We start from the raw sequence: 14458 nt of genomic DNA on the forward strand, positions 1-14458 counted from the left end.
CGGTTGCCGCTCACCCCGCTCACCCCGCTCACGCCGCTGCCGCCGTGGCGGCCTCGTCGCGGATGGCGGCGATGCGGGACGGTGCCCGGCCGTAGCGCCTGCTGAAGATCTCCAGGCCCACGAACAGCGCCACGTACTGGAGCGTGGTGACCAGCATCACCGAGTCGATCGGCAGGGTGTAGGCGAGCGCCACCCGGACGACGGAGTCCAGCAGCAGGCCCACGCCCCAGACCGCCGTCAGCAGCCGCATCAGACGGCGGAAGGTCGGTGACGTCCGCCAGTTGCGTTCCAGCTCGGCGCGCCGGTCCCCGCGTGCCACGGATGACAGGAGCCGGAAGATGACCGGCTGTCCGCGCAGCAGCGTGCCCAGGAACACCAGCCCGACGACGCCCGTCATCCAGCCGTCCTTCGCGAACATGAACCGCGGGCTTCCCGTCACCGCCGACAGCACCGCGCCCAGGGCCACCATGCTGAGCACCAGGATGCCCAGCATCCCCACGCGCCGCTCGCGCGCCACGGTCAGCAGCGCCTCCGCCGTGGGCGGTACGGCGCTCGCCACCACCGCCCACCACAGGCCGACGCCGGCCGCGCGCAGGCCGTAGAACAGGGCGAGCGGCGCGGCGACGTTCAGCAGCAGACTCTGCACCAGCAGCCTGTTCGGCGACCCCGCACCGATGGACCCCGCCCCCGTGGAACCCGCGTGCTCGTTCACCGCCGCCTCCGCCGCGTTCATGTCCGTCGCGCTCATGTCCTTCCCCTCTCCTGCGAGTTCCGCGTTCGCGTTTTGATGTCTTCGACGCTACGGAGCAGGAGGCGCGCGGACCTTGTGTCCAACTGCCGAACGGGGGTGGGGCCAGGCCCACCCCCCGCTGGGCCCGGGCACACCCCGTCCGCCCGCCGGGCACGCCACACTGGGCCCATGACCACCACAGCCGGACGCGTCGGTGCCGCCGCTCTGCGCCGCCTCGGCGGACGTCACCGGCAGCTCGGGTACTGCTGGACGATCGGCTGGTGCGGCCTGGCGGCCCTCGCGGTGGCCTGTGTCGCCCTGCCGGTCCGGCTCCTCGGCGGAGACGACCCGGAGCGCGGGCCGCTGCGCGCCGTGCGCAAGCTCACCGTCAACTACCGCAGGATGCCCGGACGGTGGGGCGGTACGGCGGTGCCGAGCCCCTATCTCCCCGGCCGCCCGCCGCGCGAGGACCCCGCGAACCGCCGCGACCTGGTCTTCCTCGCGCTGGAGCCCTGGGTCGCGCTGGTGCTGCTGCTCGTGCCCTCCGCGATGGCCTGGTACGGCCTGTTCGGCCTGCTCGCCCCGGGCATCGCCGCGCTCTTCGACAGCCATCGCGGCCTGTTCGACGGGCCCGTGCCCAGCCGGCCGGCCGTGGGGATCCCCGGCGGCCTGCTGCTGTACTACGCGGCGCTGCGGCTGTCCGGTCCGGCCTCCCGGCTGCACGCGGACCGCTGGCTGCCCGTGCTGCTCGGCCCGGCCCCCTCCGTCGCCGCCGAGGTCGCCGCCGAGGCGGAACGGCGCCGGCTGGCCGAGCGGGTCGCGGAGCTGACCGAGACCCGGCTGGCCGCCGTGGACAGCCGTGAGGCCGAACTACGCCGTATCGAACGGGACTTGCACGACGGCGCACAGGCCCGGCTGGTCGCGATGGGCCTCGCCCTCGGCGCGCTGGAGACGCTGATGGAGACCGATCCGGAGCGGGCGCGCGAGCTGGTGCGGCAGACGCGCGAGAGCTCGGCGCGCGCCCTCACGGAACTCCGTGCGCTGGTACGGGGCATCCATCCGCCGGTGCTGGCCGAGCGCGGGCTGGTCGACGCGCTGCGGGCGCTCGCCCTGGACGCCCCGCTGGCGGCCGAGGTGGACGCCGACGGGCTGCCGGGGCGCCCGGAGGGGCCGATCGAGGCGGCGCTGTACTTCGCCGTCGCCGAACTGCTCACCAACGCCGCCCGGCACGGGGACGCGACGCACGCGCGCGTGGAACTCGCCCACACCGGCGGGGTGTTGCGCTGCACGGTGTGGGACGACGGGAGCGGGGGCGCGCACGAGGAGGACGGGCCCGTGCTCGGGGCGGGCGGCAGCGGGCTGCGGGGCATCCGCCGCCGGTTGTCGGCCTTCGACGGTACGCTCGGCATCGACAGCCCGGACGGAGGGCCCACCCTGGTGACGATGGAGCTGCCGTGCGTGTTGTCCTCGCGGAAGACCTCTTCCTCCTGAGGGAAGGGCTCTGCACCCTCCTGACGGCCCATGGGTTCACCGTCGCCGCCGCCGTGGCCAGCGGGCCGGAGCTGCGGCGGGCGCTGGCCGAGGAGGAGCCGGACGTCGCGGTGGTGGACGTACGCCTGCCGCCCACCTTCACCGACGAGGGCCTCCAGGCCGCGCTGGAGGCCCGGCGCAGCCGCCCGGGGCTGCCCGTCCTCGTGCTGTCGCAGCACGTGGAGCAGTTGTACGCGCGCGAGTTGCTGGCGGACGGCACCGGCGGGGTCGGCTATCTGCTCAAGGACCGGGTGCTCGGCGCCGCCGAGTTCGTGGAGGCCGTACGGCGCGTCGCGGACGGTGGTACGGCGATGGACCCGGAGGTCGTGGCCAAGCTGCTGGGCGGCCGGCGCCGCGACGATCCGCTGGCCACACTCACCCCGCGCGAGCGGGAGGTGCTGGCGCTGATGGCCGAGGGCTACTCCAACGCGGCCGTCGCCGCCCGGCTGTTCGTCAGCGAGAGTGCCGTCGGCAAGCACTCGGCGAGCATCTTCGCCAAGCTCGGCATCACCGCCTCGGACGAGACCAACCGCCGGGTGCTGGCCGTCCTGGCCTACCTGAACGGCACACCGCGCGAGTGAAACAGGGCGCCCCCTGCCCGTGCGGGCAGGGGGCGCCGTACGTCAGCGAGCCGCTGTTACTTGACCGGCTCGGGCTCCGGCTCGTTCTCGCTCTCCGGCTCGCCCGCCGGGTCGACCGGCGTCCTGACGGAGTCGAGGAGGAGCTGGGCGACGTCCACGACCTGGATGGACTCCTTGGCCTTGCCCTCGTTCTTCTTGCCGTTGACCGAGTCGGTCAGCATGACGAGGCAGAACGGGCAGGCGGTGGAGACGATGTCCGGGTTGAGGGAGAGGGCCTCGTCGACGCGCTCGTTGTTGATGCGCTTGCCGATGCGCTCCTCCATCCACATCCGGGCGCCGCCGGCGCCGCAGCAGAAGCCGCGCTCCTTGTGGCGGTGCATCTCCTCGTTCCGCAGGCCCGGGACCTTGCCGATGATCTCGCGCGGGGGCGTGTAGATCTTGTTGTGGCGGCCCAGGTAGCAGGGGTCGTGGTAGGTGATGATGCCCTCGACCGGGGTGACGGGGACGAGCTTGCCCTCGTCGACCAGGTGCTGGAGCAGCTGGGTGTGGTGGATGACCTCGTAGTCGCCGCCGAGCTGCGGGTACTCGTTGCCGATGGTGTTCAGGCAGTGCGGGCAGGTGGCGACGATCTTCTTCGCCGACTTCGGCTTCCTCGACTCGGCGGTGACCTTGCCCTCGTCGTCCAGCTCCTCGCCGAACGCGGTGTTGAGGGCCATCACGTTCTCCATGCCGAGCTCCTGGAAGAGGGGCTCGTTGCCGAGGCGGCGGGCGGAGTCACCGGTGCACTTCTCGTCCCCGCCCATGATCGCGAACTTGACGCCCGCGATGTGCAGCAGCTCGGCGAAGGCCTTGGTGGTCTTCTTCGCGCGGTCCTCCAGGGCACCGGCGCAGCCGACCCAGTACAGGTACTCGACCTCGGTGAGGTCCTCGATGTCCTTGCCGACGACCGGGATCTCGAAGTCGACCTCCTTGGTCCACTCCAGGCGCTGCTTCTTCGCCAGGCCCCAGGGGTTGCCCTTCTTCTCCAGGTTCTTGAGCATCGTGCCCGCCTCGGACGGGAACGCGGACTCGATCATGACCTGGTAGCGGCGCATGTCGACGATGTGGTCGACGTGCTCGATGTCGACGGGGCACTGCTCGACGCAGGCGCCGCAGGTGGTGCAGGACCACAGGACGTCCGGGTCGATGACGCCGTTCTCCTCGGCGGTGCCGATCAGCGGGCGCTCGGCCTCGGCGAGCGCCGACGCGGGGACGTCCTTGAGCTGCTCCTCGGACGCCTTCTCCTCGCCCTCCGCGTTCTTGCCGCCGCCGGCCAGCAGGTACGGCGCCTTGGCGTGGGCGTGGTCCCGCAGGGACATGATCAGCAGCTTGGGGGAGAGCGGCTTGCCGGTGTTCCAGGCGGGGCACTGCGACTGGCAGCGGCCGCACTCGGTGCAGGTGGAGAAGTCCAGCAGGCCCTTCCAGGAGAAGTGCTCTATCTGGGAGACGCCGAAGACGTCGTCCTCGCCCGGGTCCTCGAAGTTGATCGGCTTGCCGCCGGAGGTCATCGGGAGCAGGGCGCCCAGCGAGGTCTCGCCGGTGGCGTTGCGCTTGAACCAGATGTTCGGGAACGCGAGGAAGCGGTGCCAGGCGACACCCATGTCGGTCTTCAGGCCGACCACGATCATCCAGATGAAGGAGGTCGCGATCTTCAGGCCGGCGAAGAAGTAGGTGAGGTTCTGGAGCGTGGCGGCGTCCATGCCCTTCAGCCACGCCACGACCGGGTACGAGACGAAGAAGGAGGCCTCGTAGCCGTCGACGTGGTGCTGGGCGCCTTCGAGGGCGTGCAGCATGAAGATGCAGACGCCCACGATGAGGATGACGGTCTCGACGAAGTACGCCTGGCCGGTGTTGGAGCCGGCGAAGCGGGACTTGCGGCCCGGCTTGTTCGCCTTGCTCAGCTGGCGGACCACGACCAGGATCGCGATGCCGAGGATCGTCGTCGTGCCGATGAACTCGACGAAGACGTTGTACGGCGCCCAGTCGCCGATGACCGGCAGGATCCAGTCGGCCTTGAAGAGCTGGCCGATGGCGTTGACGATCGTCAGCAGCAGCGTGTAGAAGCCGATCGCCACGAACCAGTGCGCCACGCCGATGACGCCCCAGCGGTTCATCCGGGTGTGGCCGACGAACTCCCGGGCCACGGTGAGGGTGCGCTGAGCGGGGTCGTCGGTCCGCGTCCCGGCCGGCACCGGCTGGCCGAGCCGCATGAAGTTGTAGATCTGGAGGAGGGCGCGGCCGAACAGTGCCACGCCGACCACGATCAGGACCAGCGACACGATGATCGCGGCGAGTTGCATTGGGGCTCCTGAGGCGGCCTGAGTCAGCTGGGCAACATTACTAAGCGGTAACTTATGGAGTCCGTCCGAGACTACCTCCATCTTCCGCCGGGATGCAGTACAGCACGGGGTGATCTGGGTCGCCGAGCAGCAATCGGATCGTGTTATTCATACCGATTTGATACTTTCGCCCCTACCGTGGTGCAGTGCTCTACGGGATCGCCGCCGCCACCGCCGCCCTCCTGCTGACCGCCGTGCTCACGGCGCTGCTGCGGGGGGTCGCGCTGCGGGCGGGCATTGTCGACCGGCGTATGCAGCGCCGGATGCCGCTGCTCGGCGGGCTCGCCGTGGTGACCGTCACGTGTCTCGTCGCCTGGGTCGGGGAGTCGACCCGGATCGCCCCGCTCGGGGACGGGGTCGGCCGGCTGCTGGTCGTCGCCGCCGCGCTCGCCGCGCTCGGCCTGTTCGCCGACGTGTGGCGGCTACGCGCGCGCGTGCTCGTCGCCGGTACGGCCGTGGCGGCGGTCTGTGTCGTGCCGTACGAGGAGACGGGCGCGGCGGGCGGGCTCCTCGCCATCGGCTGGATCGTCGCCGCCTCCCTCGCCTTCAAGGGCCTCGACCACGTGGACGGGCTGGCGGGGACCGTCGGGGTCATCACCGCCTTCGGGGCCGGGGCCTGTGCCGCCGCCGAGGTGCTGGACGGGCTCGCCGCGCTGCTGAGCGTGTTCGCCGCCGCCCTGACCGGCTTCCTGATGCACAACTGGCCGCCCGCGCGGATCGGGCTCGGCTCCTGCGGCGCGCTGTTCACCGGCTTCCTGCTGGCGTCGTCGCTCGTCCTCACGCGCGCGGGCTACGGCCTCGCGGCGAGCTCGGCCGTGACGGCGTGCTTCGGCGCCGTCGCCGTCGCCGACGCGCTGCTCGTCGCGCTCGCCCGGCTGCTGGCCCGCCGGCCGCTGCTGCGGCGCGGCCCCGACCATCTCGCACACCGGCTGCGCCGGCTCGGGCTCACCCCGGCGGGCTCCGTCGTGCTGCTGGGCGCCGGTTCCTTCTCCACGGTGCTCGTGGGGGTGCTCGTGCACACCGGGTGGACGGGGGAGGAGGCCGCGCTGTGGGTGGCCGGAGGGGCGTTGCTCGTCGTCGGCGTACTCCTTCGTATCCCTGTCCAGCGGTCCCGGGGGACGGAAACCATGCAGGTCAGCGGCCAGTTGCGTGTAAGGAACGGATAAGACTTGAGCCCTCTCGACTCAGGTCTGTTGACCGTGCGCGGGGAGTCGTGCACACTTGAGTCCGTTCCACTCAAGTCAGCTGGAGGAATCAACCATGGCACGTGCGGTCGGCATCGACCTGGGCACGACTAACTCCGTCGTCAGCGTTCTGGAGGGCGGCGAGCCCACCGTCATCACCAACGCCGAGGGCGCCAGGACCACGCCGTCCGTCGTCGCCTTCGCCAAGAACGGCGAGGTGCTCGTCGGCGAGGTCGCCAAGCGTCAGGCGGTCACGAACGTGGACCGGACCATCCGCTCCGTGAAGCGCCACATGGGCACGGACTGGAAGATCGAGCTCGACGGCAAGCAGTTCAACCCGCAGCAGATGAGCGCCTTCATCCTGCAGAAGCTGAAGCGCGACGCCGAGGCCTACCTGGGCGAGAAGGTGACCGACGCGGTCATCACCGTCCCGGCGTACTTCAACGACTCCGAGCGTCAGGCGACCAAGGAGGCCGGCGAGATCGCGGGCCTGAACGTCCTGCGCATCGTCAACGAGCCGACCGCCGCCGCGCTGGCGTACGGCCTCGACAAGGACGACCAGACGATCCTCGTGTTCGACCTCGGCGGCGGCACCTTCGACGTGTCCCTGCTGGAGATCGGCGACGGCGTCGTCGAGGTGAAGGCCACCAACGGCGACAACCACCTCGGTGGTGACGACTGGGACCAGCGCGTCGTCGACTACCTGGTCAAGCAGTTCCAGTCCGGCCACGGCGTGGACCTGTCCAAGGACAAGATGGCCCTCCAGCGCCTGCGTGAGGCCGCCGAGAAGGCCAAGATCGAGCTGTCCTCGTCCACCGAGACCTCGATCAACCTGCCCTACATCACGGCGTCCGCCGAGGGCCCGCTGCACCTGGACGAGAAGCTCACCCGCGCCCAGTTCCAGCAGCTGACGGCCGACCTGCTGGAGCGCTGCAAGACGCCGTTCCACAACGTCATCAAGGACGCCGGCATCTCCATCAACGAGATCGACCACGTCGTCCTCGTCGGTGGCTCCACCCGTATGCCCGCCGTCGCCGAGCTCGTCAAGGAGCTGACCGGCGGCAAGGAGGCCAACAAGGGTGTGAACCCGGACGAGGTCGTCGCCATCGGCGCCTCGCTCCAGGCCGGTGTCCTCAAGGGTGAGGTCAAGGACGTCCTGCTCCTCGACGTGACCCCGCTGTCCCTCGGCATCGAGACCAAGGGCGGCATCATGACCAAGTTGATCGAGCGCAACACCACGATCCCGACGAAGCGTTCGGAGATCTTCACGACGGCCGAGGACAACCAGCCGTCGGTGCAGATCCAGGTCTACCAGGGCGAGCGCGAGATCGCGGCGTACAACAAGAAGCTCGGCATGTTCGAGCTGACCGGTCTGCCGCCGGCCCCGCGCGGTGTCCCGCAGATCGAGGTGTCCTTCGACATCGACGCCAACGGGATCATGCACGTGACCGCCAAGGACCTGGGCACGGGCAAGGAGCAGAAGATGACCGTCACCGGCGGCTCCTCGCTGCCGAAGGACGAGGTCGACCGGATGCGCCAGGAGGCCGAGCAGTACGCGGAGGAGGACCACCGCCGCCGCGAGGCCGCCGAGTCCCGCAACCAGGGCGAGCAGCTCGTCTACCAGACCGAGAAGTTCCTCAAGGACAACGAGGACAAGGTCCCGGGCGAGATCAAGACCGAGGTCGAGGCCGCCGTCGCCGAGCTGAAGGAGAAGCTCAAGGGCGACGACACCGCCGAGATCCGCACGGCCACCGAGAAGGTCGCGGCCGTCTCGCAGAAGCTGGGCCAGGCCATGTACGCCGACGCCCAGGCCGCGCAGGGCGCTGCGGGTGCCGAGGGCGCCCAGCAGGCCAAGGCCGAGGACGATGTCGTCGACGCCGAGATCGTGGACGACGAGAAGCCGAAGGGTGCCGCGTGATGTCGGAGGAGACCCCGGGCTTCGAGGAGAAGCCCGACGTCCCCTCCGGCGCGACCCCCGACGACGCCGAGCCGAAGGCCGCCCCCGAGAAGGGGGCGGCCCCGGCCGGGGACGGAACCGCAGACGTGGGCCTGGTGGCCCAGCTGGACCAGGTGCGCACGGCGCTCGGCGAGCGCACGGCGGACCTCCAGCGCCTCCAGGCCGAGTACCAGAACTACCGCCGCCGGGTCGAGCGGGACCGGATCACGGTCAAGGAGATCGCCGTCGCGAACCTCCTGACCGAGCTTCTGCCCGTGCTCGACGACATCGGCCGCGCGCGGGAACACGGCGAACTGGTCGGCGGCTTCAAGTCGGTCGGCGAGTCGCTGGAGACCGTGGCGGCCAAGCTGGGCCTCCAGCAGTTCGGCAAGGAGGGCGAGCCCTTCGACCCGACGATCCACGAGGCCCTGATGCACTCCTACGCGCCGGACGTCACCGAGACGACCTGCGTCGCGATTCTCCAGCCCGGGTATCGCATCGGCGAGCGCACCATCCGCCCCGCGCGGGTGGCCGTCGCCGAGCCGCAGCCCGGCGCGCAGACCGTCAAGGCCGACGGAGCCGAGGACACGTCCGAGGCGAAGAAGGCCGGTGCCGGCGACGACAAGGAGAACGGTGGCCCGGAGGAGGGCTGACGTCATCACCGCAGACAGGAAGGAGGGACGTCGGGGATGAGCACCAAGGACTTCATCGAGAAGGACTTCTACAAGGTCCTCGGCGTCCCCAAGGACGCCACCGAGGCCGAGATCAAGAAGGCGTACCGGAAGCTCGCCCGCGAGTTCCACCCGGACGCCAACAAGGGCAACGCCAAGGCCGAGGAGCGCTTCAAGGAGATCTCCGAGGCGAACGACGTGCTCGGCGACCCGAAGAAGCGCAAGGAGTACGACGACGCGCGCGCCCTGTTCGGCAACGGCGGCTTCCGCCCCGGGCCGGGCGCCGGCGGCTCCTTCAACTTCGACCTGGGCGACCTCTTCGGAGGCGCGGGCAGCACCACCACCCAGGGCGGAGGCTTCGGCGGCGGGCTCGGTGACGTCTTCGGGGGCCTGTTCAACCGCGGCGGCACCGGTGCGACCCGCACTCAGCCGCGCCGCGGCCAGGACATCGACACCGAGGTGACGCTCAGCTTCACGGAGGCCATCGAGGGCGCCACGGTGCCGCTGCGGATGTCCTCCCAGGCGCCCTGCAAGGCCTGTTCGGGCACCGGCGACAAGAACGGCACACCGCGCGTGTGCCCGACCTGCGTCGGCACCGGCCAGGTCGCGCGGGGCTCGGGCGGCGGCTTCTCGCTCACCGACCCCTGCCCCGACTGCAAGGGCCGCGGTCTGATCGCCGAGCACCCCTGCGCGGATTGCAAGGGCAGCGGGCGGGCGAAGTCGTCCCGCACGATGCAGGTCCGCATCCCGGCGGGTGTCACCGACGGGCAGCGGATCCGGCTGCGCGGCAAGGGCGCGCCCGGCGAGCGGGGCGGACCGGCGGGCGACCTCTACGTGGTCGTGCACGTCGGCGAGCACCCGGTGTTCGGGCGCAGGGACGACAACCTCACGGTCACCGTGCCGGTCACGTTCGCCGAGGCCGCCCTCGGCGGCGAGGTCCGGGTGCCGACCCTCGGCGGCCCGGCCGTCACCCTGAAACTGCCGCCCGGCACGCCCAACGGCCGGACGATGCGCGCCCGCGGCAAGGGCGCGGTCCGCAAGGACGGCACCCGCGGCGATCTGCTGGTCACCGTCGAGGTGCGTGTCCCGAAGGACGTGTCGGGGAAGGCTCGTGATGCGCTGGAGGCGTATCGCGAGGCGACCGCGGGCGAGGATCCGCGGGCGGAGCTGTTCGAGGCGGCGAAGGGAGACTGAGAGAGATGGACGGCCGTCGACGTAACCCGTATGAACTGACCGAGGAGACCCCGGTCTACGTCATCTCGGTGGCGGCCCAGCTCTCCGGACTCCACCCGCAGACGCTGCGCCAGTACGACCGGCTCGGCCTGGTCTCCCCGGACCGCACCGCGGGCCGGGGCCGCCGCTACTCGGCCCGCGACATCGAACTGCTCCGCCAGGTGCAGGCGTTGTCGCAGGACGAGGGCATCAACCTGGCCGGAATCAAGCGCATCATCGAACTGGAGAACCAGGTCGTCGCGCTCCAGTCCCGCGTCGCGGAGCTGGAGGCGGCCCTGGACGGCGCGGCGGCCGCGATGCAGCAGCGCGAGGCCGCCGTCCACGCCTCCTACCGCCGCGACCTGGTGCCGTACCAGGAGGTGCAGCAGACCAGCGCGCTGGTGGTGTGGCGGCCGAAGCGGCAGCGCAACGACTGACGCGTCCGCACGCAGACATCTCCGAAAGGGGCCCGGATTCCGGGCCCCTTTCTTTGCCCTCTCATGAACTCCCCTTGGATGGAGGGTCCGTAAAGGGCGTTTGAAGGTGATTCCGCTGCTCCTTCACAGGTGCAGCGGAGCGTGGTGTTGCGCACTCGTTAAGTAGTTCTTCTTGACGCCGGGTATGCCCTCCGCGTTGTCTTTTCAGACACCTCAAACGCACCTGAAGTGAGCCCTCGCATGCGCCGTATCGCCATAACCGTGGCCGCGTCCACGATGACCCTCTCGCTTGCCGGCTGCGGCATGCTGAACGCGACGGGGGGCGGGGCGAGCGCGAGCCCGAGCAAGGGCAACGACCTGACCGTGGGCCTGCTGCTGCCGGAGACGACGAACACCCGCTACGACAAGTTCGACTACCCCATCATCAAGTCCCAGGTCGCCGAGCTCACCAACAAGCGGGGCAAGGTCGAGTACGCCAACGCCGGCGCGGACGCGTCCAGACAGGCCCAGCAGCTCCAGACGATGATCGACGACAAGGTCGACGTCGTCCTGCTCGACGCGGTCGACGCGCACGCGATCGCCCCCGAGGTGCAGAAGGCCAAGGACGCGGGCATCCCGGTCATCGCCTACGACCGGCTCGCCGAGGGCCCGATCGAGGCGTACGTCTCCTTCGACAACGAACTGGTCGGCGAGGTGCAGGGCCGCAGCCTGCTGGAGGCGCTGGGCTCGCACGCCGACACCTCCGACAAGATCGTCATGGTGAACGGCTCGCCCACCGACCCGAACGCCAAGCAGTTCAAGCAGGGCGCGCTCTCCGAGCTCAACGGCAAGGTGACGATCGCCGCGTCGTACGACACCACCGACTGGAAGCCGGAGAACGCCGAGGCCAACATGGCCAAGGCGATCGGCCAGATCGGCAAGAACAACATCGCCGCGGTCTACTCCGCCAACGACGACATGGCCGGCGGCGTCATCAAGGCCCTGGAGGCGGCCGGCGTCACCTCCCTGCCGCCGATCACCGGCCAGGACGCCTCGCTGGAGGGCGTCCAGCGGGTCGTGGCCGGCGAGCAGTACATGAGCGTCTACAAGTCCTACCCGGACGAGGCCCAGGCCGCGGCCCAGATGGCCGTCGCCAAGGTCCAGGGCAAGGACATCCAGTTCGACGCCCTCACCCAGGACAAGGCCGACAGCCCCACCACCAAGAACATCCCGGCCAAGCTGATCCAGCCGATCGCGCTGACCAAGAGCAACATCAAGTCCACGGTCATCTCGGACGGCATCTACACCGTGGGCGACATCTGCACGGTGAAGTTCAAGGCGGCGTGCACGGCGATCGGTCTGAAGTAGCGGGCCCCGCGCCGGCGTTCACCTTCAGCCCGTTCGCCTTCCGCCCGTTCATCGTCCGCCCGTTCGTCTTCCTGCGCAGGCGAGAGCCGGAGCCCGGTCGATATCCGGGCATAACGTCCGTTTATGGCAGCCCTGTCGGAGAGAGCCGTGTTGCGGACCCGGTCGGCGCCGCGCATAGTTGCGCTGCGGAAGTGGCAGCACACCGGGGGTGAAATGGGCGATGGCCGGGCGCGGGGCGGAGGAGCATCCACACGGCGCCGACCGACTGTGCGCGGCCGGCGACCGGTTGTATTCCCGGGCCGTACGCCGTGGGCGGGTGCCCCGCGGTGACGTCGAGACGGTGCCCTGCCTGCTGGAGCTGGCCCTGCTGCACCCGGACCCCGACGACATGGACTGGCTGGTGCCGACCTCCCCGCAGGAGGTCATGACCCGGCTGCTGCGCGGGGTCTACGACGAGGTCAGCGCGAGCCAGCGCCGGATGGGCTCGGCGGTGGCCGCGTTCGAGTGGTACGCCGGGCTGGGCCGTCAGTTGCACGCGCTGAGGGGCCCCGCCGAGGGCAGTGCGATCCGCGTGCTGGACGGCCTCTCCCGGATCCAGGCGGCGATGGACGAGGCGACCGAGGCGTGCACGGCCGAGGTGCTCACCGTGCAGCCCGGCGGCATCCGCCGTGAGGCGGAACTGACGGAGGGCCTGCACCGCGCCCTGGCCCTGCGCGGCCGGGGCGTGCGCATGCGCGACCTCTACACCCACGTGGCCCGCCACGGCCAGGGCCTGCTCAACTACCTGGAGCTGATGGGCGACACGGTGGAGGCCCGCACCCTGGACGAGGTCATCGACCGGCTGATCCTCTTCGACCGCACGGTGGCCTTCATCCCCGCCAACGCAGACCGCACGATGGCCCTGGAGCTGCGTCATCCCGCGCTGGTGGAATACCTGGTCACGGTCTTCGAACGGCTGTGGCGCCTCGCCATCCCCCTGACGGCCCCGCTCCCCGACACCGGCATCGAGGGCATCTCCCACCGCGAGCAGTCCATCGCGGCCCTGCTGGCGGAGGGGCACCAGGACGCGGTGATCGCCGAACGCCTCGGCATCAGCGTCCGCACCTGCCGCGCCCACATCGCCCGCCTCTCGGAGACCCTGGGCGCGGCCAGCCGGACCCAGCTGGGCGTGCGCATCGCCCAGGTGGGCCTGGACGTCCACCGGCCCGGCCCGCCGTCGGCGCCCGCGGCCTTCACGACTCCCGACCAGGAATCCCCGACCGTGCGCTGAGCGGGCCGGGTCGCGCTCCTGCCGGCCGTCACCGCTCCCGGTCGAGGATGCCGGACTGGGCGATGAGATAGCCGAGTTGGGCGCGGCTGCCGCTGCCGAGGGCCTGTGCGAGCTTGGCGATGTGGGCCCGGCAGGTGCGGACGTTCATGCCCAGGCGGCGGGCGATGGCCTCGTCCACGTGCCCCTCCACGAGGAGTTTGGCGATGGAGTGCTGGATCTCGGTGATGCCGTCGGGCGCCGTCTCGTAGCGGCCGCCGGCGCTCAGCGGGACCGCCCGGTCCCACATGAACTCGAACACCTTGATGAGGTAGCGGACCAGGCCCGGATGGCGCAGCTCCAGCGCGACCTGCTGGTCGTCCCGGGTCGGGATGAAGGCGACCGTCTCGTCGCAGATGATCAGGCGTTCCACCAGCTCGTCGATGGAGCGGTACTCCACCTTGCCGTCGGCGAGCTCCGCCGCGTAGGCCAGCTTCTCCGGGCTGTAGCGGGCCGTGTGCTGATACAGCGTCCGGATCCGCACGCCCCGCTCTATGAGCGGCCTGTCGCGTTCCAGCCCGCGCAGCACGCTGCGCTCGGAGACGCGGTCGCTCGGCTGGACGGTGAGCATCTCCGTGTGGCACTGGGCCGTGGCCAGGTTGAGCGCGGTGTTGATGCGCTCGCCGCCCTCCAGCACCGTGATCGAGCCGCCGCCCGGCGCCGACTGGCCGTTGATGGACATGAACGGCTCGAAGGCGGTGGAGATGTCGGTGGCCAGCTGGCGGCGCTCGGTGATCTCGCGTTCGAGGGGGTTGAGACGCTGGGCGAGGGCGAGGGCCGGCGGCACGGGGCGCAGCCAGTCCGGATCGTCCGGATCGGGATGCAGCAGGGCGAAGTCCATCAGGCAGGGAGCGGGCTCCGCTTCCGTGCGCGCGATCCGTCCCGCCCGCAGCGCGGCCGCATACAGGCGACTGCCTTCCTCACACAGCTCGTTCACGGGGTGGGGATGTGTCGCTTTTGAGTGATTCGTTGTCAAATCTCCACCCCCCAGGGTCCTGAACATGCAGGAACATGATGCACCGATTGTGTGGCCATGACGTGCCCGAATGAGCCATCGTCGTACGTGACGGGGGAAAAGGGGACCTTCAAGTGAGGACGAAGCCGATTATGCGTAACAGACTGCTTCGCTCGGTGCTTGTCGCCGCC

The 14458-nt window shown here is 70.4% G+C and carries 12 protein-coding genes; 9 read left to right on the forward strand and 3 right to left on the reverse strand.

Annotated elements, in window-relative coordinates:
* Positions 1–28: 28 nt before the first annotated feature.
* Positions 29–748 (reverse strand): VC0807 family protein, encoded by a 720-nt coding sequence (locus tag AC4OXY_RS26975; protein WP_362822381.1) that lies wholly within the window; start codon positions 746–748, stop codon positions 29–31.
* Positions 749–919: 171 nt separating this feature from the next.
* Here AC4OXY_RS26975 and AC4OXY_RS26980 point away from each other — a divergent pair, with 171 nt between their 5' ends.
* Both AC4OXY_RS26980 and AC4OXY_RS26985 read left to right on the forward strand, forming a co-directional pair.
* Positions 920–2221 (forward strand): sensor histidine kinase, encoded by a 1302-nt coding sequence (locus AC4OXY_RS26980; protein WP_356029838.1) that lies wholly within the window; start codon positions 920–922, stop codon positions 2219–2221.
* A complete protein-coding gene (locus tag AC4OXY_RS26985; protein ID WP_376288000.1) occupies positions 2185–2841 on the forward strand; it encodes a response regulator transcription factor in 657 nt (218 codons plus the stop codon). Before AC4OXY_RS26980 ends, AC4OXY_RS26985 begins: the two co-directional genes overlap by 37 nt.
* Before the next feature lie 56 nt (positions 2842–2897).
* On the opposite strand, the gene AC4OXY_RS26990 is transcribed toward AC4OXY_RS26985, so the two are convergent.
* Entirely contained in the window at positions 2898–5180 is a 2283-nt protein-coding gene (locus AC4OXY_RS26990; RefSeq protein WP_491991206.1) for a (Fe-S)-binding protein, read from the reverse strand.
* A gap of 185 nt (positions 5181–5365) precedes the next feature.
* On the opposite strand from AC4OXY_RS26990, the gene AC4OXY_RS26995 reads away from it, so the two are divergent.
* The 7 genes from AC4OXY_RS26995 to AC4OXY_RS27025 all read left to right on the forward strand — a co-directional run bounded on the left by AC4OXY_RS26995 (position 5366) and on the right by AC4OXY_RS27025 (position 13276).
* On the forward strand, positions 5366–6385 hold the full coding sequence (locus AC4OXY_RS26995) for an MraY family glycosyltransferase (RefSeq protein WP_356029834.1): 1020 nt from the start codon (positions 5366–5368) through the stop codon (positions 6383–6385).
* Between the two features lie 94 nt (positions 6386–6479).
* Positions 6480–8321, forward strand: a complete 1842-nt coding sequence (dnaK, locus tag AC4OXY_RS27000; RefSeq protein ID WP_356029833.1) for a molecular chaperone DnaK — start codon at positions 6480–6482, stop codon at positions 8319–8321.
* Entirely contained in the window at positions 8321–8992 is a 672-nt protein-coding gene (gene grpE, locus AC4OXY_RS27005; protein ID WP_356029831.1) for a nucleotide exchange factor GrpE, read from the forward strand. The genes dnaK and grpE overlap by 1 nt, the downstream gene beginning before the upstream one ends.
* A 36-nt stretch (positions 8993–9028) precedes the next feature.
* Positions 9029–10204: a molecular chaperone DnaJ gene (gene dnaJ / locus AC4OXY_RS27010; protein ID WP_362822378.1), complete on the forward strand. Its 1176-nt coding sequence runs from the start codon at positions 9029–9031 to the stop codon at positions 10202–10204.
* Between the two features lie 5 nt (positions 10205–10209).
* On the forward strand, positions 10210–10659 hold the full coding sequence (locus AC4OXY_RS27015) for a heat shock protein transcriptional repressor HspR (RefSeq protein ID WP_362822377.1): 450 nt from the start codon (positions 10210–10212) through the stop codon (positions 10657–10659).
* A gap of 240 nt (positions 10660–10899) precedes the next feature.
* Positions 10900–12006 (forward strand): sugar ABC transporter substrate-binding protein, encoded by a 1107-nt coding sequence (locus AC4OXY_RS27020; protein ID WP_356029827.1) that lies wholly within the window; start codon positions 10900–10902, stop codon positions 12004–12006.
* A gap of 220 nt (positions 12007–12226) precedes the next feature.
* Positions 12227–13276, forward strand: coding sequence for a helix-turn-helix transcriptional regulator (locus AC4OXY_RS27025; protein ID WP_356029870.1), 1050 nt, complete (start codon positions 12227–12229; stop codon positions 13274–13276).
* 28 nt (positions 13277–13304) lie between these two features.
* Here AC4OXY_RS27025 and AC4OXY_RS27030 read toward each other — a convergent pair whose 3' ends face one another.
* Complete coding sequence (locus AC4OXY_RS27030) at positions 13305–14315, reverse strand: helix-turn-helix transcriptional regulator (RefSeq protein WP_356029825.1); 1011 nt, start codon at positions 14313–14315, stop codon at positions 13305–13307.
* Positions 14316–14458: the final 143 nt, after the last annotated feature.

This window comes from Streptomyces sp. HUAS MG56, from assembly GCF_058673395.1.